Below are 26378 nucleotides of genomic sequence, written 5' to 3'. Positions count from 1 at the left end.
AGCGTCTGTTCAGACGTACGGGAACATGATGTTCTATAACCAATGCAGGAGTCTTTATGATGCGTAAAGCGCTGACGGGCGCCCTTTTTTTGGCTGCGGTGCAGGCGCACGCGGCTTATGAGTGCCCGGTGAAACCGCAGGATGACGTGGTGATCACGCCGCAGTCGGTGCAGGTGGTGGGTGCCAGCGGAAATCTGGTTATCTCCCCGGTGGGCGATCTGCAGTACAACGGCAAACAGATTCAGCCAGATACGGCGACCCGACAAAAAGCGGTAGATTATCAGGCGGCGCTGCGTCGCGATCTGCCGTGGGTTGATCAGGGCGCATCGCAGCGGCTGGAGAAAGGCCGCGTGGCGCTGGATAAGGTAGTTGTTGAGAAGCTGGGCGCGGACAGCAACGTACGCAACCGGCTCACTACGCTGGATAAACAGCTGAAGCAACAGATGAACCGTATTATTGAGCATCGCAGCGACGGCTTAACTTTCCATCATCAGGCTATCGATCAGGTGCGTACTGATGGCGAGCGTCTGGTGCAAAGCAGTTTGGGCGGCGTGGTGCAGGATAGCCTGAACGAAATGGGCACCAAACAGGCCAGCCAGGGCAATAACCCCCTGCAGGCGATTATGGGCAACCTGGGCGGCCTGCAGCAGGCGATTCAGGCTGAATGGAGCAATCAGGAACAGGATTTCCAAAACTTCGGTCATGAAGTCTGTAACCGCGTAAGCGCGCTGGAAAATCAGCGTAAGGCGTTGTTAGCGGGCCTTAAATAATCATACGCCCTGATAGCCAGCAGGCGGTCAGGGCGCTTAGCATGGTTCGCAGGTGCTGGCTGAAAGCATAATGTTAATTCAATGGCTCAACATCGCTAAATTTTATATAACCTCTTTTATCGCTTAGCAAATCAGGTTTTGTTAGATCATATAGTGAGACGTACATCCATTCTTTATTAATGGTTTTAATTTTTACCACGCTGTTATCATGTGTAAAGGTATAGCTGGTTTCAGCGTTATCATTGGGCTCACGCTTGAGTTGACCGCTTTTCGCATCTGATTTAAGGGTATATGAGGTTAGGTAGGGGTATCGGCCACCGTAACCACAGTTGGTATACCTGTTTTCTCCTTGTGTATTAGTGTTTTCATTAAATAAAGACGGGGTGAACGAAATTAACTCCGCTTCATAGTTAGAGGCGTTACATAACATATACTCCTCTACTTTTTTTACATTAACAGTGCCTTGCTGGTTAACATACCATTCATGATAATCTAAAAAATTACCAGGTATATTAGCGAAGTTTTTTTTAACAAAAGCTATTTTTTCCTCATCACTTCCTTTGAATATTATGTCTATAATGTATTTTTCGTAAGAGGAACCTTCCGCAGGGAAATATCTGAAATTCAGTTCAGGCGTATTGATTGTTGCTTCAGCGTTCCATGCTGCCCGCCAGTAAGCCTGTAGCGTACCACCAGTTAGTTTTTCCTTTGCAAAAACAGTTATACTAAAAAATAGTAGAGAAAAACTAACAATTGCTGATTTCATAATCTTTATTTGCATGATTGGTTCCCATGGTCAACGTAGCAAGACATTATAAAAGCCTTAAAGTTATGTATCCCTTTTTTAATCATCAAAGATTTTAGTTTATCGTATAAAATAACACTTTGTGTTACTTCATTAATATTTCTTTTTGTACCTGGCAACAGGCATCCTTCAGTATCATCGGGCTTATTACCAGGATGAATAAGTATCAAACGGCTCGATGGTACTTGAGCGTTAAAGAGTAGCGGTGTCGGGGCGTGTTTTTTAAACCTCCCGCTATTATGCCAAATGAGGCTATAACTTCCTTCAGGTATTCGTTTCTTTAAATCTGGCATAGCCGTATCCGGGCCAGGGCACTCCAGAAAATAGCCTTTAATATCTGTCCCTGATACAGCGAATTCACTCACTGTAGATGACGGCGTTTGCCATTTCCTTTGGATGAAAATCGTGTAAGCCATAGCAATAACCTCCTGTTATTGGAATTAAATAATCCTTTAAACAGCCCGCTCTTTTTCTGAAGTCTCGATGACATCCAGAATGCGACCAGAATGGGGCAAGCACCATAGCACTTTGTGCAGTAAGTTATTAACCAACAGGAAATTATTATAGAGAGTTATAATTAATAAGTTATCAAAACATTATGCTGAAACTCACGTCAATATAATTAGCGTTAACCCTGAGCCGCACGCTGCCTTTTGATGAGGCGGCGCTGGCGATGTGGCAGGCGATCAAGGCAGGTTTTATCCCTGCTGAGGCCGGGGAGGCCTGAGCATGGCGGATGAATTAATTGCCGCAAGGATGGACGATCTGCTGGTACACAGCTCGGCGTTGGCTGATTTCGCCAGCGGCCTGGTTGAGGGCGCCGTTTATTTAGGCATTTTCGCGGCTGCGACCGCCGTCAGCGCTACCGGTATTGGCGTGGCGGTCGGCCTTGCCCTGACCGTCGGGGCAATGGCCAGCGGTATTCCTGAACAGATCGGCAATAAGGCTGGAGAGCTGGTTGATTCCGCTCTCGATTTTTTTGGGCTGAAAGGCCCGCCGGATGCCAAAATCACCAGCGGCTCGGATAATGTGCATATCATGGGCAAGCCGGCGGCACGGGCTGCCGGTACCGTCGATCATGCCTTTCTGAACTCGCCTGCGGCAGATCAGGATGACAGCCTGTCGGCAGAAGATGTGGTGATGATGGTGGCGGCAGGCATCTCAGCTACCGCCTCGGCAGTGCTGCATCCGGGCAAAACGCTGCAGGCGCTGGCGGAAGGCATCAGCCATATCGACGGCGATGACGTTAAAAACCACTTCAGTAATATCTGGAAGAATCTGACACAGCCGATAGTGGAAAGCGCCAGTCCTTACGCCACGCCTGCGCCGAAAGATACCATTCTCTGCTCTAAGGGCCACCTGGCTGAAAACGCCAACTTTCTGGCGGAAGGATCGCGCAAGGTATTAATTAATGGGCAGCCTGCGGCGCGCAATGGAGATCGCAGCACCTGCGAAGCCAAAATCGAGGTGGCGGAGAACCCGCGCGTACGCATCGGTGGCGGCAGCATTGTGGTGCGCGATATCCGCAGCGGGAAAAACGCCATGATGTATATGCTGGGCGGGCTGATGGGTTCCGGCCTGCGTGAAGGCATGCGTCTGCTGCAAAACGTCTATCAGGAAATTAAGTTTGTACGCATGCTGCGTAAAGCCGTCTGCCCGCTGGCTGCGGCTGGCGCGCAGGCGGCGGCTACGGAAGGCGCGGTAGAGGCGGCGGGCCTGATCGCCAGCAAAGCGGTACAGACGGCGCATCCGGTGAATATCGCTACCGGTGCCAAGATCCTTGCCGGGCAGGAGGATCTTGATTTCTCACTGGCGGATCGCATTCCGCTTCTCTGGCAGCGCGTTTATCACAGCCGTAATAGCGCAACCGGGCTGCTCGGCACCGGCTGGATGCTGCCGTTTGAAACCCGTCTGCTGCAGCGTATAAACGGCGCGACCAGCCTGTTTTTCTGGCGTGATATTACCGGTCGTGAGCTGACCATTGGCGCGATAAATCCCGGAGAAGTGATCCACTGCCAGGAAGATGGCATGACCCTGTGGTACAGCGCGCAGGGATCCATTGTGCTGCAAAGCGATCCCGGTGAATTCCAGCTCTATGAGCCGGATCCGCAGCGCGCCGGCGAGTGGCGTATCACGCGTATCTGCGATCGTCATGAAAACTGCCAGCACTATGCATACAACGACGCGGGTCAGCTTGTCACCATTTCCGGCGATAACGAAGCGCTGACGGTCACGCTGAGCTATGAGTCACGGCATGGCCGTCTGGCCGCCGTGCATCAGCTGTGTGGCGAAGAGCGTTATTTACTGGTGGGCTACCGCTATAACGACGGCGGACAGCTGATCGCCGTGGAAGATGCGGATGGCATCGTGACGCGCCGGTTTAGCTGGGATCGGGCCAGCGACTGCATGGCATCGCACAGCTACGCCACCGGTCTGAGCGTGGAATATGAATGGCGTCCGGAAGCCGGCGGCACAGCGTGGCGCGTGGCGGAATACCGGGTGTGCGACGGTCAGCAGAACGTGCTGGAGCACTGGCTGATCGATGCGGACGAGCAGGCCAGGACTGCCACGGTCACCTGCCTGTCCGGCGGCTCAACGGAGCATCACTGGGATCATCTTTACCGCATTACCCGCTACACCGACAGTTACGGCGGTGAATGGCATTATCACTGGACCCCGGACGGCGAGCTGCTGAAGGCGACGATCGATCCCGACGGCCACCGCTGGGAATATAACCACGACCCGCGCGGCAACCTGACAATGGTGCGCGATCCGCTGGGGCAGGCCACCTTAACCACCTGGCACCCGGTGTATGCGTTTCCGCTGAAAGAGGTATTGCCGGACGGCGCGGTGTGGCAGTACAGCTACAACAACCGGGGCGACGTCATTGAACTGACCGATCCGGCAGGAGGCGTCACCCGTTTCGCGTGGAACGATCAGGGCGATCTGACGGAGCGCACCGACGCGCTGCAGAACACCAGCCGCTACGGGTGGGATGAACGCGGTCAGCTGCTGCGCGATGAAGACTGCTCCGGCCATCAGCGCCACCATATGTATGACGAACGCGGGCGGCTTATCAGGCTCAGCCAGCCCGGCGCGGGCAGCGAGCAGTGGCAGTGGACCACGGCGGGCAGGCTGGCGGCGCACATCCGCGCCGACGGGCGCGAGACCCGCTATGACTATGACCGCGCGGGCCTGCTGACCGGCAGCAACACGGACGGTTTTTCAGAGCGCAAAGTAACGCGCAACGCCCGCGGGCAGGTGGTGACGGAGATCGATCCGGCCGGGCATCAGGTGCGCTATCGTTACGATCGTTTTGGCCGTCTGCAGACGCTGATTAACCCGAACGGCGACAGCTGGCGTTTTGAATATGATAACGGCGAGCGGCTGCTGGCGCAGTATGACTGGGCGGGACGGCGCACCGCTTACCGCTATACGCTGCAGGGCCAGGTGGCTGAGGTCACGCACGAGCCGCTGCCGCAGGCGGACGGCACGCCACCGGCGCAGGTCACGCGCTATGACTATGATGCGCTGGGTCGCCTGGTTCTGAAACAGACGGCGGAGAACCACACGGAATATCTCTACGGCCCGCGTGAAGTAAAAATACGCCGGATAACCCTGAGCGCCTGGCAGCAGGCAGCAGCAGACGGTGAAGTGCCGCAGTGGGCGGAGACGCTGAGCTTCAGCCGTGACGTGCTGGGGAACCTGACGGTGGAAGAGAACCACAGCGGCCGCTGGCAGCACGCGTATGATGCACTGGGCAATCTGCTGGTGACCACCGCGCCTGACGGCAGCGCACTGCACCATCTGCGCTACGGCACCGGGCACCTGCTACAGATGCATCTGCATCACGACGGCCTTAACACTGATATTGCCGGTTTTGAGCGCGACAGCCTGCACCGTGAAATCCGCCGCAGCCAGGGGGCGCTGACGCTGGAGACGCGCTACGACGCGGCGGGGCGCATCACGCTGCGCGACAGTCGTCGGGGACAGGCGCTGATTTTCGGACGGCGCTGGCGCTGGGATCGTCTTGACCAGATTATTCAGGAGAACATAACCGAAGGCGACGCGGGCGAAGGGAAGTATCGTCAGCAGCTGTGGGGCTATGATGCGGCCGGTCAGGTGACGCGCAGCGCAGGCGCGACGCAGGAGGAACGTTTCAGCTGGGACGCGGCGGGCAACCGCTCGGCGGCACCGGGCGAAACGGTGTGGCATAACCTGCTGCAGCGGCTGAACGGCATCCGGCTTGCGTATGACGGCTTTGGCCGGCTGGCCGAACGGCGCGACACGCGGCGCGGGCTGACGCAGCATTTTGGTTACGATGAGGAAAACCGCCTGACCACGATGGAACTGGAAGGGCACCGCGAGTACCGTCGTGCGGAATACCGGTATGACCTGCTGGGCCGCCGCACGCACAAGCTGCTGTACCGTCACGACAGCGCGGAGCCGGAGGTGATTACCTTTCAGTGGAACGGGCTGCGGCTGGCGGGCGAGGCAGGCAGCCACGCGCCGGGAAAAAAAACGCAGTACGTTTACAGCGAGGGCTCATGGGAGCCGCTGGCGCGGGTGGACAGCAGCGCGGCGGGCAGCGGGGTGTACTGGTACCACACGGCGCTGAACGGTCTGCCGGTGCGCATGACGGACGCGCAGGGTGAGACCGTCTGGCAGGGCACATTCAGCACCTGGGGCGAAACGCAGCGGGAGCAGAGCCACACGCCGCTGGCGGTGCCACAGAACCTGCGTTTTCAGGGGCAGTACCTGGATAGAGACAAATCTGCCGGGAGCTGATTTGAACAGCGCTTCAGCGCTGGCCCCGAAGGGGCGAGCCTCATGGATGAGGCGAGTATTCCGGGCTGCACTACAATCTGTTCCGGTATTACGACCCGGCGACGGGGCGCTACACGCAGCCTGACCCGATAGGGCTGGCAGGCGGGCTGAACACCTATGCGTACGTCAGCGACCCGCTGGTATGGGTGGATCCGTGGGGGTTAAACGGCTATGGAATTACTAAAAGTGCTAATGTTACTGCTGAAGTTGTTCAAAAGGCTTTGAAGGGGAATACTTTAGAAACAGTACAAGGGACGGTTTTTCTTCCGGCTATCCAGCGTTATGTAGATAGATTATTAAAGGGCAATGTTGCGCCTCTAATAAAAATAGATGGTAATGTAATTGTCGAAGGAAATCATGGCTATGGTCTATATAAGGTGGGTTCGGTAATCTTGATATAGATGATGCTATTTTCATCTCCTCTCCGCTTCATGATTTGCACTACTGGTAATAGAAACGGTAGCGGTAGAACTCTGTAGGAGCAGGGCACTATACCCGGCAAGGTTATAATCGCATGGATAATAACAAGGGCAGAATAAAACCCACCCGCCCTTGATATTACATTAATTCTCCACCAGAGAATGGACTTAACCTTATTTTTTAAATACAGGTTATTCCGCCAGGAACAGTTCCAGCAGCGAATTAAGGAATAGCTTGCCTTTCTCCGTCACCTGCCAATATTCCGGCGTTTCCGTCAGGTAGCCTTTCTCCAGCGCATTATCCAGCTGCGGGCGAATAATGGCTTCTTCCAGACCGGTATAGCGCGTGAAATCCTGACGCGGCGCAGGCTCCAACAGGCGGAAACGGTTCATAAAGAACTCAAACGGCTTATCCTCATCCGCTACTTCGTACTGTTTATCCAGATACTCTCCCGCCATAAAGCCGCGCGGATGGCGCGTTTTTACCGTACGTACAATTCGGCCATCCGGCTGCGTTAGCTTGCCATGCGCCCCACAGCCAATGCCCAGATAGTCACCGAACCGCCAGTAGTTGAGGTTATGCTCACAGCGATAGCCCGGCTTCGCGTAGGCCGAGGTTTCATACTGCTGGTAGCCTGCCGCCGTCAGAAGCTGATGGCCCTGCTCAAAAATATCCCACAGCGCGTCATCATCCGGCAGCACTGGCGGGCGTGACGCAAATAGCGTATTCGGCTCAATGGTCAGCTGATACCAGGAAAGATGCGGTGGATTAAGCGCAATCGCCTGGCGCAGATCGTCCAGCGCTTCGGTCAGCGATTGATCGGGCAGGCCATGCATCAAATCAAGGTTAAAACTGCGCAGGCCCAGGCCGGCGGCCAAATGCGCGGCGCGTTTGGCCTCTTCCGGGCCATGAATACGGCCAAGACGCTGTAGCTTAAGCGAGTCAAAGCTCTGCACGCCGATGGAAATACGGTTGACGCCTGCCGCCTGATAGGCGCTGAAGCGATCGGCTTCCACCGTGCCGGGATTGGCTTCCATGGTGATCTCTGCCCCGGCCGCTAACGGCAGGCGTGCCCGCACGCCATCCAGCAGCTGTTGCATGGCAGCGCTGCTTAACAGGCTGGGCGTACCGCCGCCGATAAAGATGGTGGCGACTTCGCGTCCGCTGGTTAACGGCAGATCGCGATCCAGATCGGCCAGCAGATGGTTAACATATTCCTCATGCGGTACCTCGCCTTTTAAGGCATGCGAGTTGAAGTCGCAGTAGGGGCATTTTTGTACGCACCAGGGAATATGAATATAGAGACTGAGCGGGGGAAGATTAGCCATTACGCATCGCTTCCAGCAACAGAGCCAGCGCCTGGCCACGGTGAGAAACCGCCTGTTTCTCCGCTTTGCTCAGCTCCGCTGCGGTCTTACCCAGCTCGGGCAGATAAAAAATCGGATCGTAGCCAAAGCCGCCAGCGCCTGCCGGCGTACGGATAATTTCGCCGTGCCAGCTGCCATGGCATACCAGCGGCGTCGGATCGGCTGCATGACGCAGATAAACCAGCACGCAGTGGAACTGCGCCTGACGCTGGCCTTCCGGCGTATCATGCAGCGCCTCCAGCAGCTTTTCCAGGTTCTGTCGATCGCTGGCCGCCTCGCCGGCGTAGCGCGCCGAGTAGATCCCCGGCGCGCCGTCAAGCGCATCTACCGCCAGACCCGAGTCATCGGCAATCGCCGGCAGTCCGGTTATCTGTGCGGCATGACGCGCTTTCAGAATGGCGTTTTCAATAAAGGTTAAGCCGGTTTCCTCTGCGGACTCCACGCCTAAATCGGTTTGCGCCACAATATTCAGGCCAAAATCAGCCAGCAGATCGGCCAATTCACGCACTTTGCCCGGGTTACCGGTGGCGAGGACAACTTTTTGCATATCAGTTCCAGAAACGTTTACGGCAATAAAAACAGTTACAGCTGCGCCCAGCCAGGAATGAAATCCATACCCAGGAAATTCAGCATATAGAGGATCAGGATCACCACCATCGCGGAGAAATCGATGCCGCCCATCGCCGGCAGAATACGGCGTACCGGGGCCATCAGCGGTTCGGTCAGTTGGATCAGTACATAATCAACCGGATTGCGGCCCTGACTTATCCAGCTCATCAGCGAGCGAACAATAATGACCCAGAACACCAGCACGCCAGCCGCTTTCACCAGCGAGACGAGGCCAAAATAGAGGAATACCGGATCGAACAGGAAAACGCTGCTTTGTAATGCGAACACCAGGGTAAACATCAGCACGCTAAGCACATAGGCCAGCAGCAGCGAGGCGGTATCCACCGGACCGATAGAAGGGATAACACGACGCAGCGGCTTGATAACCGGCTGGGTAATTTTGACCACAAACTGGGAAAACGGGTTATAAAAATCGCATCTTGCCCACTGCATCCAGATGCGTAGCAACAACACTTTCACGTACAGATTAATCAGCGTCGTTACCAGAAAAGTCAACGTCAGCATGAGGTTCCTCAATTATTGTTGTGGGGGAGTGGTACCGTAATCGCGCGCGCCGAAAATAGCGGTGCCGATACGAACCATGGTACTGCCTGCCGCAATTGCGGCCTCCATATCGTCGCTCATTCCCAGAGAAAGTGTATCGACGGATGGATAATGCTGTTTTAGCGAAGCCAGCGCGTCCGCCATCTTCTGACAGACCGCCAACTGACGCGGGTAATCTTTTTCCGGCGCCGGAATAGCCATCAGTCCGCGCAGCCGCAAATGCGGCAGGGCAGAAACCGCCTGCGCCAGCTCTGGCAGCGCCTCAAGCATAATGCCCGATTTGCTGTTTTCGTCACTGATATTTACCTGAATTAACACATTCAACGGCGGCAGGTGCGCCGGACGCTGATCGTTCAGGCGCGTAGCGATACGTAAACGATCGACCGTATGGCACCAGGCGAAATTTTCCGCCACCAGACGGCTTTTATTGGATTGCAGCGGACCGATAAAGTGCCATTCAGGCTGCCAGGCGTCAGCTAATAGCTGAATTTTATCCACGCCTTCCTGCACGTAATTCTCGCCGAAGGCGATTTGCCCGGCCTGTAGCGCTTCTGCGACAGCGCTCGCAGGTTTGGTTTTACTGACGGCAAGCAGCGTAATTTCTTGTGGATCGCGGCCGCAGCGCGATGCCGCCGCGGCGATCCGCTGGCGAACTTCCTGTAAGTTGTGCTGAATAGAAGTCATAGTCAGGAGAAGATCATGGATGTGGAGGAAATCGTGGCCCTTAGTGTAAAGCATAATGCCGCCGATCTGCACCTTTGTAGCGGACATTTGCCGCGCTGGCGTCTGGATGGCGTATTACAGCCGATCCCGGAGCAGCCGCCGACCAGCGCGCCGGCGCTGGAGGCCTTGTGCCATCGCTGGCTGGATGCTGAACAGCAGGCCAGCCTGAAGCGGGAAGGGCATGCGGATTTTGCCATTACCACCGCCAGCGGGCAGCGCCTGCGCGCGAATGTATTTCACCAGCGGCAGGGCATATCGCTGGCGTTGCGCCTGATTGCCAGCCGTTGTCCCACGCTGGAGGCATTGCGACTGCCCGCCAGCGTGCCGGCGTTGCTAAAACAGCAGGATGGCCTGATTCTGATCACCGGCGCGACCGGCAGCGGCAAATCCACCACGCTGGCGTCAATGGTAGACGCCATTAATCAACAGACGGCGCGTCATATCCTTACCCTGGAAGATCCCATCGAGTTTATTCACTGTGGTTGCCGCTCGCTGATTCAGCAGCGGCAAATCGGCCAGCACTGCAGCAGCTTCCAGCAGGGATTACGGGCGGCGCTGCGCGAGGATCCTGATGTGATTCTGCTCGGCGAGCTGCGTGATTTGGAGACGATTCAGCTGGCGTTAACCGCGGCGGAAACCGGGCATCTGGTACTGGCGACGCTGCATACGCGTGGTGCAGCGCAGGCGGTGGATCGCCTGATCGATATCTTCCCGGCACAGCAGAAAAATCTGGTGCGCAGCCAGTTAGCCTCCAGCCTGAAGGCGGTCATTGCGCAGCGGTTAGTCGCGGCGAAGGAGGGAGGACGCGTGGGGCTATATGAGGTGCTGATCAATACCCCGGCGATTGCTAACCTGATCCGCGAGGGGAAAACGCATCAGATCGCCGGTCTGCTACAAACCGGTCTGCAGTCAGGTATGCAGACGTTTGAACAAAGCTTGCTTCAGCGGCAGCAGCAGGAGCTTATTAGCAGGCCGGCAGATTCTCAAACCAGCTTTCCAGGATAATCACTGCCGAAAGCGAATCGACGCTGCCTTTAGTCAGCGCTTTATAGCCGCCGCGGGCAAACAGATCGGCGCGCGCCTCAACCGTGCTGAGCCGCTCGTCATGCAACACCACCTGCACGCCGAAGCGACCATGCAGCCGGTTAGCAAACTTGCGCGCTCTGGCGGTTAATGGCTGCTCGGTGCCGTCCATATTCAGCGGCAGTCCAACTACCACCTGCTGCGGCTGCCACTCCTTTAGCAGGCGTTCGATCTGTTCCCAGTTAGGCACGCCGTCCTGCGCCTTCAGGGCGGTTAAAGGACGAGCGGTGCCGGTAAGCGGCTGTCCGACCGCGACGCCGATGCTTTTGGTGCCAAAATCAAACGCCAGAAGGGTCATGTTGCTCATCAGGCGTGGCCTGCCTCGCTGGTAATATTATGGATATCTACGCCAAGGCTTTTTGCTGCTTCACGCCAGCGTTCGGCAATCGGCGTCTGAAACAGGATATTGCTGTCAGCGGGCGTGGTCAGCCAGGCATTTTCCAACAGTTCGCCCTCCAGCTGGTCTTTTTCCCAGGCGCAATAGCCCAGCGCCACCAGCACCTGCTCCGGCTGCTCCGGCGTGCCCAGTGACTCAAGCACATCGCGTGAGGTGGTAATAACGGTGTTATCAGAGATACGAATGCTGGAAGCGAAAGTGCGCTGGGCCGAGTGCAAAATAAATCCGCGGTCTTCGGCCAGCGGGCCGCCGGAAAAAACCGGCTTGTCCAGCTTAACCTGCGGATCGCGCGGAGAGGGGGCTATTTTAAGCTTGGTCAGAATGCCTTCAACCGTCAGGTTCTCCATCGGTTTATTGATAATTAACCCCATGGCGCCGTCCTGATTATGCTCGCAGATATATACCACCGAACGTTTAAACAGCGGATCCTGTAGGGTGGGCATCGCAATCAAAAAATGGTGCTGTAAATTCATTCTCACTCGTCTGAATATGGGGTAACGGCTAACGGCGGGTGACCGAAGGGGCCATTAACAGGTTGAAGACGGGGCTGTTGCCCCGTTCAAATTTATGCCAGGCGCTTCTCAATAGCATCCATCAACATACCGGTGATGGAGACCGGGAAGGCGGCTTCGATTTCACGAATGCAGGTTGGGCTGGTTACGTTTATCTCGGTCAGTTTGTCACCGATAATATCCAGGCCCACAAAAATCAGGCCTTTTTGTTTCAGCGTAGGCCCAACGCGACGCGCGATTTCCCAGTCGCTTTCGCTAAGCGGGCGCGCTTCACCGCGTCCACCGGCGGCCAGGTTACCGCGCGTTTCGCCCGACTGGGGAATACGCGCCAGACAATAAGGCACCGGCTCGCCATCCACCACCAGCACACGCTTATCGCCATCTTTAATCGCGGGCAGATAGTTTTGCGCCATACAGAAAAACTTACCGTGGTTGGTCAGCGCTTCAAGGATAACCCCAACGTTAGGATCGTCCTGCTTCACACGGAAAATAGAGGAACCGCCCATGCCGTCCAGCGGCTTCAGAATAATATCGCCGTGCTGCTGCCAAAACTCACGGATACGCTTCCCATCACGCGTTACCAGCGTATCGGGCGTCAGTTCGGAAAACCAGGCAGTAAACAGCTTTTCATTACAGTCGCGCAGGCTCTGCGGTTTGTTAACGATCAGCACGCCCTGTTCTTCCGCACGTTCCAGCATATAGGTGGCGTAAATAAATTCTGTGTCAAAAGGCGGATCTTTACGCATCAAAATCACGTTCAGCTCAGCCAGCGCGATATCCTGCTCACTGCCAAACTCAAACCATTTATCGTAGTTCTGCTCAACGCTTAGCTGACGGGTGCGGGCACGCGCTTCGCCGCCGCGTAAATAGAGATCGTTCATCTCCATATAATGAATTTCATAACCGCGGCGTTGTGCTTCCAGCAGCATTGCAAAGCTGGAGTCTTTTTTAATATTGATCGTCGTAATCGGATCCATGACGATGCCAAGCTTAATCATTCTGTTCTCCTCGATCGGGCGGTCAGTATGCCGCTTGCCGCAGGGTGGCATAAATTCTTGTTACAGGCTTAACGCAATGGGCCGCCTGGTTAGCTTAACCCAGATCGCCAAACCTGACCTGGAGTGCCGTAATAGCCGTGAGCGCGGTGGTTTCGGTGCGCAGCACGCGTGGGCCAAGCAAAATATCGGTAAAACCATGGCGGCCGGTCATGGCGATCTCTTCTGCGGTTAATCCACCTTCCGGGCCTATCAGCAGACGAACCCGCTGCACCGGCTGCGGCAGCGTATTAATACTATGCTGCGCGCGCGGATGTAAATTCAGCTTCAGCGCATCATCCTGCTCGGCGCACCAGGCTTCCAGCGACATTGCCTCACGTACTTCTGGCACCACATTACGTCCACACTGTTCGCAGGCGGCCACGGCGATTTTTTGCCACTGTTGGATTTTTTTCGCCTGTCGCTCGGCATCCAGCTTTACGCCACAGCGCTCAGAAAACAAGGGGGTAATCACATTAACCCCCAGTTCGATCGACTTCTGAATGGTGAATTCCATCTTTTCGCCGCGCGACATAACCTGCCCCAGATGCAGATGAAGCGGCGATTCTCGGCTATCTTCGCGGCTTTGCATAACTTTTACCGTTACGCTGCGCTTATCGGCGCGTACAATTTCCGCGTCAAAAACCAGATTACTGCCATCAAACAGTTCCAGCGCCTGGCCGCTGCCCATACGCAGCACCCGGCCAACGTGATTGGCGGCATCTTCACTAAGCGCGACGTCCTGACCGACCGTTAAGGTTTCGGGATGATAAATGCGGGGTTTTCGCATGAGGTTCCTGATAATCACAGACCGCGCCGGGGCACGGCATAAAGTACTTTCGTGTGACCGACGCGCAGCCGGTCACACGGTTATGTAAAGTGTAGGGCAGCGCTTTTAACGCTGGCAAGCGCGCTCAACGTATGGGTTATGGTTGCCCTGAATTTTTGCGATGCGTTTATCACGTTCGCATTCCCAGGGCGTTACCGGGTATTGCTTATCCCATACCTGCATCAGTTGCGTCTGCTGACGAGACAGGCGCAGCTGGTAACGATCGCGCATATAAAAATAAGTGCGGGCGATAATGCCGCGCGCACGCGCCGGCGGCTCGGCCAGTTTATTTTTAAAATCAATTTTCATTTCGCACTGGCCGTACTGGCGTTCGCTGCCATTCCATTGACTGTACATAAAGTTGCCGCGATCGCCGTTCACTTCGCCAATTGCTGGCTGCAGGTTATGCAAATCAGATTCTATCTGGCGATAGCCATCATCCTTACTGCAGTTTTTACGGCCGCCGTCCTGCCAGCACTGGCGCTGGTGGCCGAATTGCCAGGCGGGGACCACATGCTCCCATTCTATACGGCTGGCGCGGTTGGCGTTTTTACGCACCTGGTAGCCGCAGGACGCCAAATCGGGCACGCCTTTTTTTCCCTGCCAGTTAATTTTACAGCCGCAATAAAAAGAGCCAGGCGCATCGGCGTTGATTTGCGCAGAGACTTTCTTCGCCTGTTGAAAATTATTTTGATGATAAGCGTTTCCGCTCAGGCTATGTGCGGCTAATGGCGCAAGCAGGGCGGAAAAGGCAACGGTAAACAGAATTTTGCGAGACATATTCCATTTTTCAACTGATGAAAAAGAGCGCGCAGCGTACCAGATTGCAGCGTTTGTCGGAATGCTAAAGGGACGATCGGCGGGAAATGCGCGCTGATCAGGCGGCTTAGCCGCCTGGCGCAAGGTAATCGCCCGCCACCAGCAGATCGCCGCACTGAACGCAGCGGTATTCTGTTTCACCGCGCACGACGCGATTATGGCGACGCACCGTCAGATAATGTTGCTGACAGCGGCAGCGGTAGGGCCAGGATTTGCCGCGTACCGAGGCGACTTCAAACTGATGAGTGCGGCGCGCCGGTACCTCCAGAATGGTCTCCATCATCCATTTCCACTCTTTGCCATGCGGCGCGACGCGACCAAAGTGGCGCCATACCAGCAGGTGCGCCAGCTCATGTGGCACCACCTCTTCGATAAACGCCTGCTGGTTTTCCAGCAGCAGCACGGGATTAAGGCGAATCTCCCAGCTTTGTAGCCAGGCGGTGCCCGCAGCGGTACCGCGCTGCTGATAAACCAGCTGGGGTTCCGGATAATTACGCGCCAGGCGCTGATTAGCCAGCTGCAGTTTGTCACGCAGCGCACGCATAACGGCCTGCTGTAGGGTGCCAGGGAGGCGAATGGGTTTCATAGCGGCAAAGAATACGGCGCGGATGATAAGAAAACAATGGGGCGCAATGATCGAGCGGCTCCCGGGAACCAGGGCGAAAAAAAAAGCCGGGGCGGCAGATGCGGCCCCGGCTGTTATCAGACGACAGAATTACTCTTGCGAGCCGATATCGCGCAGTTTTTTGCCCGACATCAGGTTACGCTCGATATGTTCCAGAGAGATGTTTTTCGTCTCGGGGATCAGCATCACCGTCAGGATAATAAACAGGATATTCAGGCCAGCGTACACCCAGAAGGTGTTGGCGTTGCCCAGCGTATTCAGCATCGTCAGGAAGGTTGCGCCGACGATCATATTCGCAATCCAGTTCGTGGTGGTGGAAACGGTAATCCCGAAATCACGCCCTTTCAGCGGCTGAATTTCAGAGCACAGCACCCAAATCAGCGGACCGGCGCTCATCGCAAAGCCGATAATAAACATCAGCAGCATGGCAACGGCAAAATATTGCGCGCCCGGCGATTCGATACCCATATGCAACATGGTGCCCAGAATACCCATACCGACCGCCATTACCAGAAAGCCCAGCGTCAGCGTCGGTTTACGGCCCCAGCGATCCACCAAACCGATAGCGATAAAGGTGGCCAGTACGTTGATCAGACCGACAATGACCGTGCCCCACATCTGCTCGGTGGTATTAGTAAAGCCAGCGATTTCAAAGATTTTCGGCGCGTAATACATGATGACGTTCATACCGGTGAACTGCTGCATCACCTGCAACAGCACGCCGAGGAATACTGCGCGACGGAAGTTGCTGTTGCCGCGGAACAGGCTCCAGCCGGTCTGTTTGATTTTCAGGCTTTCGCGGATCTCATCCAGCTCACGCTTTGCCTGCTCACTGGTATCACGCAGGCGATCCAGGACACGCTGCGCATCACGGAAGTTGCCTTTTGCCGCCAGCCAGCGCGGACTATTCGGCAGGAAGAAGACGCCAATCAGCAACAGAATGGCAGGAATAGTGATTACCCCCAGCATCCAGCGCCAGTTACCGGTATAGCTAAAAGCGGTATCGGACAGATAAGCGCCTAAAATACCGATAGTGATCATCAGCTGATAAAGAGAGATCATGCTGCCGCGAATTTTTTCCGGCGCGATCTCTGACAGATAAAGCGGCGCGGTATAAGAGGCGACGCCCACGGCCAGGCCAAGCACCACGCGCGCGGCGATCAGCATTTCCGGGTTAGGCGCCATGGCCGACCAGAGAGAACCGATAACAAACAGGATCGCACCGGCCATCAGGCTTTTTTTACGGCCGAGGCGGGAAGACATCCAGCCGCTGCCGATGGCGCCGATGGCGGCGCCAAACATCATTGAGCTAACGATCCACTCTTGTTGATGGGCGGTGACGTTAAAATCTTTGGCGATAAAAGGCAGGGCACCGGCGATAACGCCAATATCCAGGCCAAACAGCAGGCCAGCAAGTGCAGCAAGAAAGCAGACGAATAAGGTCATCATCTTATTCGAGGTTCTGCTTTTGTGGGTATTACCAGGCATAGTGCCTCCGAATAGTATCCATCGTTGTAGTTATCAATGTTAAGAAACCTGAGCGTGACGAAAAGTGAGACGGATCACAGAGGTGTAATCGGTTACACGCGCCAGAACCCTGAAAACCAGCATTTATCACCAGGCCCAGATTACATAACCAGTAAGGTATAGCACCTGTTAAGTTTCTGACAGTTGGATGTTAATCAGCTATCAGACGACGCTGAAAATAACGCATTTCCCGGCAAAATACATCCGCGATTAAATCCTAAATAGCAGAAATATAAGGCCTTTCAATTTGTAAACGTTATCATGCCAACGGTAAATACAGGCAACAAAAGTGTAGCTGGTGAAAAAAAACATGAGGAATAAAAAAGGGAGCGATTAATGCTCCCTTTTGCTATGAGCGCCGCCGACGAAAGTGGCAGCGTGCAGGATTTACAGACCAGCCGCGTCGCGCAGCTGTTGTGCTTTATCGGTTTTTTCCCATGGGAAATGCTCGCGGCCGAAGTGGCCATAGGCTGCCGTTTCACGGTAGATCGGCTGCAGCAGATCCAGCATTTGGATCAGACCGTACGGACGCAGGTCGAAGAACTCACGTACCAGCAACGTCAGCTGTTCGGTAGAGACTTTCTCGGTACCGAAGGTTTCAACCATGATAGAGGTCGGTTCTGCTACGCCGATAGCGTAGGAAACCTGAATCTCACAGCGATCGGCCAGGCCGGCTGCCACGATGTTTTTCGCTACGTAGCGCGCCGCATAAGCCGCTGAACGGTCAACTTTAGACGGGTCTTTACCAGAGAAAGCGCCGCCGCCGTGACGCGCCATGCCGCCGTAGGTATCAACGATGATCTTACGACCAGTCAGGCCGCAATCGCCCATCGGGCCGCCGATAACAAAGCGTCCGGTTGGGTTAATGAAGAATTTGGTTGCGGAGCTCAGCCATTCGGTGGGCAGAACCGGCTTGATGATCTCTTCCATCACCGCTTCCTGCAGATCGGACTGGGAGATATCTTCCGCATGCTGGGTAGAAAGTACTACAGCGTCGATACCGACAATTTTGCCGCCATCGTACTGGAAGGTGACCTGGCTTTTCGCATCCGGGCGCAGCCACGGCAGGCTGCCGTTTTTACGCACTTCAGACTGACGCTGCACCAGACGGTGCGCATAGGTCACCGGCGCCGGCATCAGCACGTCGGTTTCATTGGTGGCGTAGCCAAACATCAGGCCCTGGTCGCCCGCGCCTTGCTCCAGCGGGTCGATGCGGTCAACGCCCTGATTGATATCCGGCGACTGCTTGCCGATAGCACTCAGAACGGCGCAGGAGTTAGCGTCAAAGCCCATATCAGAGTGAACATAGCCAATATCACGCACGGTCTGGCGAGTGATTTCTTCGATATCAACCCAGGCGCTGGTCGTGATCTCACCACCGACCAGGACCATACCGGTCTTCACATAGGTCTCGCAAGCCACGCGCGCTTTCGGATCCTGAGCGAGGATCGCATCAAGAACGGCGTCCGAAATTTGGTCGGCGATTTTATCAGGATGTCCCTCGGATACGGACTCTGAGGTAAAAAGGTGTTTAGCCATTTTATTCTTTACCTTACTAAAACGGTTTAATGAACAACTGCCCGACGCAGGAAAAGGGCTTAGCCTGGTCCAACGCCCCTTCAGGCAAAGCCGCGTGCAGCACAGAAGTTAACCAGTTTAGACGGATTAACATCTGGACGTCTATTTTAGGTTACTCTGTAAGCGAATTGCCAGCCCTTTTTTGTCGGGCGGTGCTTTCTAATATCGGCAGCGCGGCCAATATCCTGACGGCAACCTCAGCTTACATAATTTGTTTTTGCATTTTGCCCGCGCGAGCGGTATAAAACGCGGCTGCTGTTTTCAGCGAGAAATCAGGACGCTTACGGCGTCTGGCCCGTCAGATGAGATATCTGATTTTCACCCTCAGGCCTATTTTCCACATGCCCAACATGTGTGGAGGTGATACGAGTAATGAACCAGGTTTTCACCCTTTCTTCCGGTTCGCTCCGCTGCACTGATGTGCATTCGTCTCTTTCCGTTTGCTCCTCCGCCAGCCTTTTCCGCCAACGCTTTCTCTGTTTCGGTCATCATCACGACACGAGCGCAGGCTAACTTGCTACAGTTTTGACTGGGTGCCTTCAGTTTTAGCTGAAGGTGAGCTGATGCTTTTTTTTATCCCGCAACACGGAGTTCGGCGACGTGTTTTACACTGAATCAATGACGCAGTGGGCTGAGGCGACAGTTCAGCATTTTATGCTGGCGACCTCGCTGGAAGGTGGCTTGTTCTGGCCGCGCCAAACTGCGATAGTTGTTAATTATTCTGCAACACTAATTAATGTTGAGGTTCGCAATGTCTGACGACATAAAGAATATCAAGGGTTCGTCAGCAGGCGAACAGGGTGGACTGCGCTCGATGCAGGAGGTGGCGATGAGCGATCAAGAGGCGAGCAGAATGCTGCGCACCTATAACATTGCCTGGTGGGGCAACAACTATTACGACGTCAACGAGCTGGGGCATATTAGCGTCTGTCCCGATCCGGATATGCCGGAAGTGCGCGTAGACCTGGCCCGCCTGGTGAAAGAGCGTGAAGCTGATGGTCAGCGTCTGCCGGCGCTGTTCTGCTTTCCGCAGATTTTACAGCACCGTCTGCGCTCCATTAACGCCGCCTTTAAACGCGCGCGTGAGTCCTACGGCTATAAGGGCGACTACTTCCTGGTTTACCCGATCAAGGTTAACCAGCATAAGCGCGTAATTGAATCGCTGATCCATTCCGGCGAGCCGCTGGGCCTGGAAGCGGGTTCGAAAGCAGAGCTGATGGCGGTGCTGGCGCATGCCGGCATGACGCGTACGGTGATCGTCTGCAACGGCTATAAAGATCGCGAATATATCCGTCTGGCGCTAATTGGCGAAAAAATGGGCCATAAGGTTTACCTGGTTATCGAAAAAATGACCGAGGTGAAACTGGTGCTGGAAGAAGCGGAACGCCTGAATGTGATACCGCGCCTGGGTATCCGCGCCCGTCTGGCTTCGCAAGGCTCCGGTAAATGGCAGTCCAGCGGCGGTGAAAAATCGAAGTTCGGTCTGTCCGCTTCGCAGGTGCTACAGCTGGTGGACATTATGCGCAACGCCGGGCGTCTCGACAGCCTGCAGCTGCTGCATTTCCATCTCGGCTCACAGATGGCCAATATCCGTGATATCGCCACCGGCGTGCGTGAATCTGCGCGTTTCTATGTGGAACTGGCGAAGCTGGGCGTTAATATTCAATGTTTCGACGTCGGCGGCGGCCTGGGCGTGGATTATGAAGGCACGCGCTCGCAGTCGGACTGTTCCGTTAACTACGGCCTGAACGAATACGCCAACAACGTCATCTGGGCGATTGGCGACGCCTGTGAAGAACATGGCTTACCGCATCCGACGGTGATTACCGAATCAGGCCGTGCGGTGACCGCGCACCACACCGTACTGGTTTCCAATATTATCGGCGTTGAGCGCAGCGAGTTCAGCAAGCCGTCCGCGCCGGCGGAGGATGCGCCGCGTCCGCTGCTAAGCATGTGGGAAACCTGGCAGGAGATGCACGAGCCGAATACGCGCCGTTCGCTGCGTGAGTGGCTGCACGACAGCCAGATGGATCTGCACGATATTCATACCGGTTATTCGCAGGGCACCTACGATCTGTCGCAGCGCGCCTGGGCCGAGCAGCTCTATCTGAGTATCTGTCACTATATTCAGCAGCATCTCGACCCCAGCAACCGCGCTCATCGTCCGATTATCGATGAGCTGCAGGAACGCATGGCGGATAAGATTTACGTTAACTTCTCGCTGTTCCAGTCCATGCCGGACGCGTGGGGCATTGACCAGCTGTTCCCGGTACTGCCGCTGGAAGGGCTGAATAAGACGCCGGAGCGCCGCGCCGTGCTGCTCGACATTACCTGTGACTCCGACGGCACCATCGATCACTACGTTGATGGCGACGGTATTGCTACTACCATGCCGATGCCGCAGTACGACGTGGATAATCCACCGATGCTGGGCTTCTTTATGGTGGGCGCTTACCAGGAAATCCTCGGCAATATGCACAATCTGTTCGGCGATACGGAGGCGGTGAACGTTTACGCTTTCGCCGACGGCAGCGTGGAAGTAGAGCTGTCCGATGAAGGTGACACCGTGGCGGACATGCTGGAATATGTTCAGTTGAATCCGCAGGAGCTGTTGGATCTGTTCCGCAATCAGGTCAAGCAGACCGATCTTGACGATGAGCTGCGCGCGCAGTTCCTTGAAGAGTTCGAGGCGGGCCTCTACGGCTATACTTATTTAGAAGACGAATAAGCGGCAATGCGGCGGCACGTCAAAAATGACATTGCCGCCTGCGTGCCGCGCGGCGATAATCGCCGTCAGCTAGCTCATCAATCCCTTCCTCGTCGGGTTTAACGACGCGGAGGGGATTTTTTTCATCTGAACAACCATGCCGGCCGCGCCGTCATGAATAAAAGGAGTTGTAATGAATAACACCAACACCTTAGGTCATCAGTACGATAACTCGCTGGTTTCCAACGCTTTTGGCTTTCTGCGTTTACCTCTGAACTTCCAGCCGTACGACAGCGATGCTGAATGGGTCATCACCGGCGTGCCTTTTGATGCCGCAACCTCTGGTCGTCCCGGTAGCCGCCTTGGCCCGGGCGCGATTCGCCAGATCTCGACTAACCTGGCGTGGGAAGGCTGCCGTTGGCCGTGGGATTTCGATCTGCGCGAGCGTTTGAACGTGATCGACTGCGGCGATTTGGTGTACGCATTCGGTGATTCTCAGGATCTGACCGACAAGCTGCAGGCGCATGCTGAGAAACTGCTGGCCAGCGGCAAGCGTATGCTGACTTTTGGCGGCGACCACTACATTACGTTACCGTTGCTGCGCGCCCATGCGAAGCATTTCGGTAAGATGGCGCTGGTCCATTTCGATGCGCACACCGACACCTATTCCAACGGCCCGAAATTTGACCACGGCACCATGTTCCACCATGCGCCGAATGAAGGTCTGATCGATCCGCAGCGTTCGGTACAGATCGGTATTCGTACCGAGTTTGATAAAAACCTTGGCTATCAGGTGCTGGATGCGGCGCAGGTTAACGATCGCGGCGTTGACGATATTCTGGCGCAGGTGAAGCAGATTGTCGGCGATATGCCGGTATATCTGACCTTCGATATTGACTGCCTGGATCCGGCGCACGCGCCTGGCACCGGTACGCCGGTAATTGGCGGCCTGACCACCGATAAAGCGCTGAAGCTGATTCGCGGTTTGCAGGGGCTGAATATCGTCGGTATGGATCTGGTTGAAGTGGCGCCAGGCTACGACCAGTCCGATCTGACCTCGCTGGCGGCGGCAACCATCGCGCTGGATATGTTGCACGTTCAGGCGGCGAATAAAGCTAATAAAGGCTAATCGATCGCGTCCTGGCAGGCCTGGGCGAAAGCTTGCCGCAGGCCAACCCGCGCCGTTCAGGCGCGGGATATCAGCCAATCTGCTATATGGCGTAAGCCGCTTATTTGTTATCGGCCGCGATACGCTCTTTGATATGTTCGGCGCGCGCTTCAGAAGGCGGGTGATCGTCAAACATTGAGCTTTGGTGGGTGCCTTCCAGCTTCGCCAGTTTTTCAAAGCTGGTAACCAGACCGTTCGGGTTGATGCCGCGTTTTTTCAGCAGGTCGTAAGAGTAGTCATCCGCCTGCGACTCCTGCGTTTGCGAGAACTGCGCGTTAACCAGTTTTTCGCCCAGCTCGCCCAACTGCGACTGCGACAGCGTAGCAGCGACGCCGCCTATCGAGGCTACCGCGGTGCGCGCCGCCGTAGTGGCGTAGGCCAGTTGCATCGCTTTACGCGAGTGGCCCAGCGCAACGTGGCCCATCTCATGACCCAGCACCGCCTCAACTTCGTTGTCGGTCATCATATCCATCAGGCCGCTATAAACGCGGATGCAGCCGTTGGCCATCGCCCAGGCGTTAACATCTTTGGTGATATAGACCTTATAGTTAGCCGGCGTGCCATTAATATTATTGCCCAACGCGGCGGCGATTTTATCCAGACGCTGCTGGTAGGTGCTGCCGGACTGCGCGATCTGCGCTTCGCTGTCCATTTGCTGGCAGGACTGGTCACTCAGCGTCTTAACCTGCTCTTCGCTGAGGGTGGCGGCCTGGAAAGCCTGCGCGCCAGACTGCATCAGCGCGGAGCTGTCAATATTCTGACAGCCTGAAAGTAAAGTGGCGACCGACAGGGCCATCAAAGAAGCACGGATTTTCATTCCATTCATATCCCATCACAGTAACAAGGTAGTAAAAATAATCGGTCCTGAATAAAAAGGCGCGTGGCGCTCTTCCCAGGAAGGTTCTCTTATAGCGGTTTCAATATACAAAGCCCAGTAGACAACGCTTAAAGCGCGAATTGTCCCTGATATTTCGCATCTCACGCCATGTACTTCCACCCCGCTTTTCATGTACATTGTTTGGCGACTTTTCTCTGGCTTTGCCTGATAACTCATTAATTACAATAGGTTAAGGACGGCGAAGCATTAATCCGACCTGGAGTAACACATGTCTTCTCGTAAAGAGCTTGCCAACGCCGTTCGCGCCTTGAGCATGGATGCAGTACAACAAGCGAAATCTGGTCATCCGGGCGCCCCGATGGGCATGGCGGATATTGCCGAAGTGTTGTGGCGTGATTATCTGAACCACAATCCGACCAACCCGCTGTGGGCCGATCGCGATCGCTTCGTGCTCTCTAACGGTCACGGATCTATGCTGATCTATAGCCTGCTGCATCTCACCGGCTACGATCTGCCGATCGAAGAGCTGAAAAACTTCCGTCAGCTGCACTCTAAAACGCCGGGTCACCCGGAATATGGCTATACCGCAGGCGTGGAAACTACCACTGGTCCGCTGGGGCAGGGTATTGCTAATGCGGTAGGCATGGCGATCGCGGAACGTACCATGGCGGCGCAGTTCAACCGTCCGAATCATGACATTGTCGATCATCACACTTACGTGTTTATGGGCGACGGCTGCATGATGGAAGGCATCTCTCATGAGGTCTGCTCGCTGGCCGGTACCCTGAAGCTGGGCAAGCTGGTTGCGTTTTACGATGACAACGGCATCTCCATTGACGGTCATATCGAAGGCTGGTTCAGCGACGATACCGCGGCCCGTTTTGAAGCCTACGGCTGGCACGTGGTGCGCGGCGTAGACGGCCACGACGCCGACGCGATTAAAAAAGCGATTGAAGAAGCGAAAGCGGTAAGCGATAAGCCGTCACTGCTGATGTGCAAAACCGTTATCGGTTTCGGCTCGCCGAATAAAGCCGGCACCCATGATTCACACGGCGCGCCGCTGGGCGATGATGAAATCGTCCTGACCCGCAAACAGCTGGGCTGGGAACATGCGCCTTTTGTTATCCCGCAGGATATTTATGCCGAGTGGGATGCGAAAGAAGCGGGTCGCGTAAAAGAAGCCGCGTGGCAGCAGAAATTTGATGCCTACGCGCAGGCCTATCCGGAACTGGCCGCTGAGTTTACGCGCCGCATGAACAACGAACTGCCCGCCAACTGGCAGGAAGAGTCGCAGAAATTTATTGAACAGTTGCAGGCCAACCCGGCCAAAATCGCCAGCCGTAAAGCCTCGCAGAACGCTATCGAAGCGTTTGGTAAACTGCTGCCGGAATATCTGGGCGGTTCTGCTGACCTGGCGCCGAGCAACCTGACCATGTGGTCCGGTTCTAAAGGCATCAACGATGATGCGGCTGGTAACTATATCCACTACGGCGTACGTGAATTCGGTATGACCGCTATCGCTAACGGCATCGCGCTGCACGGCGGTTTCCTGCCTTACACCGCCACCTTCCTGATGTTTGTGGAATATGCCCGTAACGCGGCGCGTATGGCAGCGCTGATGAAGATTCGCCAGGTGATGGTCTATACCCATGACTCAATCGGTCTGGGCGAGGATGGCCCGACGCATCAGCCGGTGGAACAGATCGCCAGCCTGCGCGTTACGCCGAACATGAGCACCTGGCGTCCGTGCGATCAGGTTGAATCCGCCGTGGCATGGAAATATGCCATTGAGCGTCAGGATGGTCCGACCGCGCTGATTTTCTCCCGTCAGAATCTGGCGCAGCAGGCCCGTAGCCCTGAGCAACTGGCTAACATCGCGCGCGGCGCCTATGTGCTGAAAGCGTGCGAAGGTCAGCCGCAGCTGATCCTGATCGCTACCGGTTCCGAAGTGGAACTGGCGGTTGCCGCCTGGGATAAGCTGACCTCTGAAGGCTATCAGGTACGTGTGGTTTCTATGCCATCTACCGATGCGTTCGATAAGCAGGATGAGGCTTACCGTGAGTCCGTGCTGCCGAAGGCGGTCAGCGCGCGCGTCGCGATCGAAGCGGGCATTGCTGACTACTGGTACAAGTATACCGGCCTAAACGGCGCGGTTATCGGCATGACCAGCTTCGGTGAATCCGCTCCGGCTGAGAAACTGTTCGAGCTGTTTGGTTTTACCGTTGAGAACGTCGTCGCAAAAGCGAAAGCGATTCTGTAAAAGGCCCGCCCGTTCAGGCGGGCGAAACGGTATTTCCTATGGCGCGCGGTTTAATCAATCGCGCGCCATTATTATTGTGCGCGATGCGTCGCGCCTGATAATTCACATTTCCCGTTAGTTCATATGATTAATGCGTCAGTTAATCGATAATGCGCTACCACAATATCGTTCCTGTATACATATTTACTGTCAGTCAGGTTAATAATGTTTCCCGTTAAAGGTTGATATTTATTTAATTCGTCTCGGGATAGGGTAAACAATAAACGATGAGTTTGTTGTGCAACGGCGATGATTATTATTTATCCGGCACGTTATCCAGCACCTGTTGAATAATAGTGAGTTTTTCATCGCTATTCTCTTTATGGCTAACAGGCGGTTTTTCCGACGGGCTGGTTTTTATCGCCAGCGGTTTAGATATGCCGTAGAAGCGCCCGTTTTTGTTGATTGAGAGATCATCGCTTTCAATGGTGCCGTCAATAAACCCGCTGGCGTTAATTTCTACTACCGCGCTGGCGCACACGCCGGTTACTTTACCATCCACCACCACTTTCGCGGCATAAATCTCTCCATCCACAGAGCCCTTGCTGAGTATGTACACGGTCTTTTCTGCGGTGATGGTGCCATCGATAGAACCATTAATTTTCATATCGCCGGAGGCCTTTATTTCGCCGTTAATATAACAACTGGAGGGAATAATGGTCGCTTCTTTATCTACTACTATCGCCGCCGAGACGGTTTCGCTAAAATTCTGCGCAGGCTGGGGTGGCGTTACGGATTCCTGCGGTTCCGCAGTATAATTATTGACAGGCATTTTTTCTTTACGTTTAAACATAGTCAGTCCTTTGTTAGATTTCAGATGGCGAAGTAAAGATAAAATAACGAAAGTGGTTATTAACGCTGGCGTTATTTTTAACAG

General features: G+C 55.1%; 23 protein-coding genes and 1 pseudogene. 8 read left to right on the top strand and 16 right to left on the bottom strand.

The features are described 5' to 3' along the window. The first annotated feature begins 56 nt into the window (after nucleotides 1-56). Nucleotides 57-770: a YggN family protein gene (locus K6958_RS17030; protein WP_249892220.1), complete on the top strand. Its 714-nt coding sequence runs from the start codon at nucleotides 57-59 to the stop codon at nucleotides 768-770. Between the two features lie 73 nt (nucleotides 771-843). Here the strand turns inward: K6958_RS17030 and K6958_RS17025 are convergent, their stop codons facing one another. Then, on the bottom strand, nucleotides 844-1551 hold the full coding sequence (locus tag K6958_RS17025; protein ID WP_249892219.1) for a hypothetical protein: 708 nt from the start codon (nucleotides 1549-1551) through the stop codon (nucleotides 844-846). Continuing rightward, nucleotides 1542-1991 (bottom strand): DUF5675 family protein, encoded by a 450-nt coding sequence (locus K6958_RS17020; protein ID WP_249892218.1) that lies wholly within the window; start codon nucleotides 1989-1991, stop codon nucleotides 1542-1544. The genes K6958_RS17025 and K6958_RS17020 overlap by 10 nt, the downstream gene beginning before the upstream one ends. Before the next feature lie 313 nt (nucleotides 1992-2304). Between K6958_RS17020 and K6958_RS17015 the strand changes: the two genes are divergently transcribed. The 3 genes and pseudogenes from K6958_RS17015 to K6958_RS17005 all read left to right on the top strand — a co-directional run bounded on the left by K6958_RS17015 (nucleotide 2305) and on the right by K6958_RS17005 (nucleotide 6803). Then, on the top strand, nucleotides 2305-6363 hold the full coding sequence (locus tag K6958_RS17015; protein ID WP_249892217.1) for a DUF6531 domain-containing protein: 4059 nt from the start codon (nucleotides 2305-2307) through the stop codon (nucleotides 6361-6363). A 65-nt stretch (nucleotides 6364-6428) separates the two neighbouring features. Further along, nucleotides 6429-6506, top strand: a pseudogene (locus K6958_RS17010) (RHS repeat-associated core domain-containing protein); the annotation flags it as partial. A gap of 42 nt (nucleotides 6507-6548) precedes the next feature. Then, the gene (locus tag K6958_RS17005; protein WP_249892216.1) at nucleotides 6549-6803 is read left to right on the top strand and encodes a hypothetical protein; all 255 of its coding nucleotides are present in this window, start codon (nucleotides 6549-6551) and stop codon (nucleotides 6801-6803) included. Nucleotides 6804-7013: 210 nt separating this feature from the next. Here the strand turns inward: K6958_RS17005 and hemW are convergent, their stop codons facing one another. The 4 genes from hemW to K6958_RS16985 are packed head-to-tail and all read right to left on the bottom strand — an operon-like array spanning nucleotide 7014 to nucleotide 10046. Next, nucleotides 7014-8150 (bottom strand): radical SAM family heme chaperone HemW, encoded by a 1137-nt coding sequence (gene hemW / locus K6958_RS17000; protein WP_249892215.1) that lies wholly within the window; start codon nucleotides 8148-8150, stop codon nucleotides 7014-7016. Then, nucleotides 8143-8736: an XTP/dITP diphosphatase gene (locus K6958_RS16995; protein ID WP_249892214.1), complete on the bottom strand. Its 594-nt coding sequence runs from the start codon at nucleotides 8734-8736 to the stop codon at nucleotides 8143-8145. The genes hemW and K6958_RS16995 overlap by 8 nt, the downstream gene beginning before the upstream one ends. Nucleotides 8737-8771: 35 nt before the next feature. Continuing rightward, nucleotides 8772-9323: a YggT family protein gene (locus K6958_RS16990; protein WP_249892213.1), complete on the bottom strand. Its 552-nt coding sequence runs from the start codon at nucleotides 9321-9323 to the stop codon at nucleotides 8772-8774. Between the two features lie 12 nt (nucleotides 9324-9335). After that, nucleotides 9336-10046, bottom strand: a complete 711-nt coding sequence (locus K6958_RS16985) for a YggS family pyridoxal phosphate-dependent enzyme (protein ID WP_249892212.1) — start codon at nucleotides 10044-10046, stop codon at nucleotides 9336-9338. A 15-nt stretch (nucleotides 10047-10061) separates the two neighbouring features. On the opposite strand from K6958_RS16985, the gene K6958_RS16980 reads away from it, so the two are divergent. Continuing rightward, nucleotides 10062-11090: a type IV pilus twitching motility protein PilT gene (locus K6958_RS16980; RefSeq protein WP_249892211.1), complete on the top strand. Its 1029-nt coding sequence runs from the start codon at nucleotides 10062-10064 to the stop codon at nucleotides 11088-11090. On the opposite strand, the gene ruvX is transcribed toward K6958_RS16980, so the two are convergent. The 8 genes from ruvX to metK all read right to left on the bottom strand — a co-directional run bounded on the left by ruvX (nucleotide 11050) and on the right by metK (nucleotide 18450). Further along, nucleotides 11050-11475, bottom strand: a complete 426-nt coding sequence (ruvX, locus tag K6958_RS16975; protein WP_249892210.1) for a Holliday junction resolvase RuvX — start codon at nucleotides 11473-11475, stop codon at nucleotides 11050-11052. The genes K6958_RS16980 and ruvX overlap by 41 nt on opposite strands. Then, on the bottom strand, nucleotides 11475-12038 hold the full coding sequence (locus K6958_RS16970; protein ID WP_249892209.1) for a YqgE/AlgH family protein: 564 nt from the start codon (nucleotides 12036-12038) through the stop codon (nucleotides 11475-11477). The genes ruvX and K6958_RS16970 overlap by 1 nt, the downstream gene beginning before the upstream one ends. Before the next feature lie 92 nt (nucleotides 12039-12130). Beyond that, a complete protein-coding gene (gene gshB, locus K6958_RS16965; protein ID WP_249892208.1) occupies nucleotides 12131-13075 on the bottom strand; it encodes a glutathione synthase in 945 nt (314 codons plus the stop codon). A 94-nt stretch (nucleotides 13076-13169) separates the two neighbouring features. After that, on the bottom strand, nucleotides 13170-13901 hold the full coding sequence (gene rsmE / locus K6958_RS16960) for a 16S rRNA (uracil(1498)-N(3))-methyltransferase (RefSeq protein WP_249892207.1): 732 nt from the start codon (nucleotides 13899-13901) through the stop codon (nucleotides 13170-13172). A 105-nt stretch (nucleotides 13902-14006) separates the two neighbouring features. Next, on the bottom strand, nucleotides 14007-14720 hold the full coding sequence (gene endA, locus K6958_RS16955) for a deoxyribonuclease I (RefSeq protein ID WP_249892206.1): 714 nt from the start codon (nucleotides 14718-14720) through the stop codon (nucleotides 14007-14009). Between the two features lie 106 nt (nucleotides 14721-14826). After that, nucleotides 14827-15345 (bottom strand): SprT family zinc-dependent metalloprotease, encoded by a 519-nt coding sequence (locus tag K6958_RS16950; RefSeq protein WP_249892205.1) that lies wholly within the window; start codon nucleotides 15343-15345, stop codon nucleotides 14827-14829. A gap of 129 nt (nucleotides 15346-15474) precedes the next feature. Further along, a complete protein-coding gene (locus K6958_RS16945; RefSeq protein ID WP_249892204.1) occupies nucleotides 15475-16872 on the bottom strand; it encodes a sugar porter family MFS transporter in 1398 nt (465 codons plus the stop codon). Nucleotides 16873-17298: 426 nt separating this feature from the next. Then, nucleotides 17299-18450: a methionine adenosyltransferase gene (metK, locus tag K6958_RS16940; protein ID WP_249892203.1), complete on the bottom strand. Its 1152-nt coding sequence runs from the start codon at nucleotides 18448-18450 to the stop codon at nucleotides 17299-17301. A 790-nt stretch (nucleotides 18451-19240) separates the two neighbouring features. On the opposite strand from metK, the gene speA reads away from it, so the two are divergent. Together speA and speB are read left to right on the top strand one after the other, a co-directional pair. After that, nucleotides 19241-21217 (top strand): biosynthetic arginine decarboxylase, encoded by a 1977-nt coding sequence (speA, locus tag K6958_RS16935; protein WP_249892202.1) that lies wholly within the window; start codon nucleotides 19241-19243, stop codon nucleotides 21215-21217. Nucleotides 21218-21389: 172 nt separating this feature from the next. After that, on the top strand, nucleotides 21390-22325 hold the full coding sequence (gene speB / locus K6958_RS16930) for an agmatinase (RefSeq protein WP_249892201.1): 936 nt from the start codon (nucleotides 21390-21392) through the stop codon (nucleotides 22323-22325). A gap of 100 nt (nucleotides 22326-22425) precedes the next feature. Here speB and loiP read toward each other — a convergent pair whose 3' ends face one another. Next, nucleotides 22426-23181, bottom strand: coding sequence for a metalloprotease LoiP (gene loiP, locus K6958_RS16925; RefSeq protein WP_249892200.1), 756 nt, complete (start codon nucleotides 23179-23181; stop codon nucleotides 22426-22428). A gap of 289 nt (nucleotides 23182-23470) precedes the next feature. Between loiP and tkt the strand changes: the two genes are divergently transcribed. Continuing rightward, on the top strand, nucleotides 23471-25462 hold the full coding sequence (gene tkt, locus K6958_RS16920; protein WP_249892199.1) for a transketolase: 1992 nt from the start codon (nucleotides 23471-23473) through the stop codon (nucleotides 25460-25462). Between the two features lie 295 nt (nucleotides 25463-25757). Here the strand turns inward: tkt and K6958_RS16915 are convergent, their stop codons facing one another. Next, complete coding sequence (locus K6958_RS16915; RefSeq protein ID WP_249892198.1) at nucleotides 25758-26294, bottom strand: bactofilin family protein; 537 nt, start codon at nucleotides 26292-26294, stop codon at nucleotides 25758-25760. Nucleotides 26295-26378: the final 84 nt, after the last annotated feature.

Origin of the sequence: Mixta hanseatica, from assembly GCF_023517775.1 — a bacterium.
GTDB lineage: Bacteria > Pseudomonadota > Gammaproteobacteria > Enterobacterales > Enterobacteriaceae > Mixta > Mixta hanseatica.
This window is presented reverse-complemented; position numbering and strand designations above follow the sequence as displayed.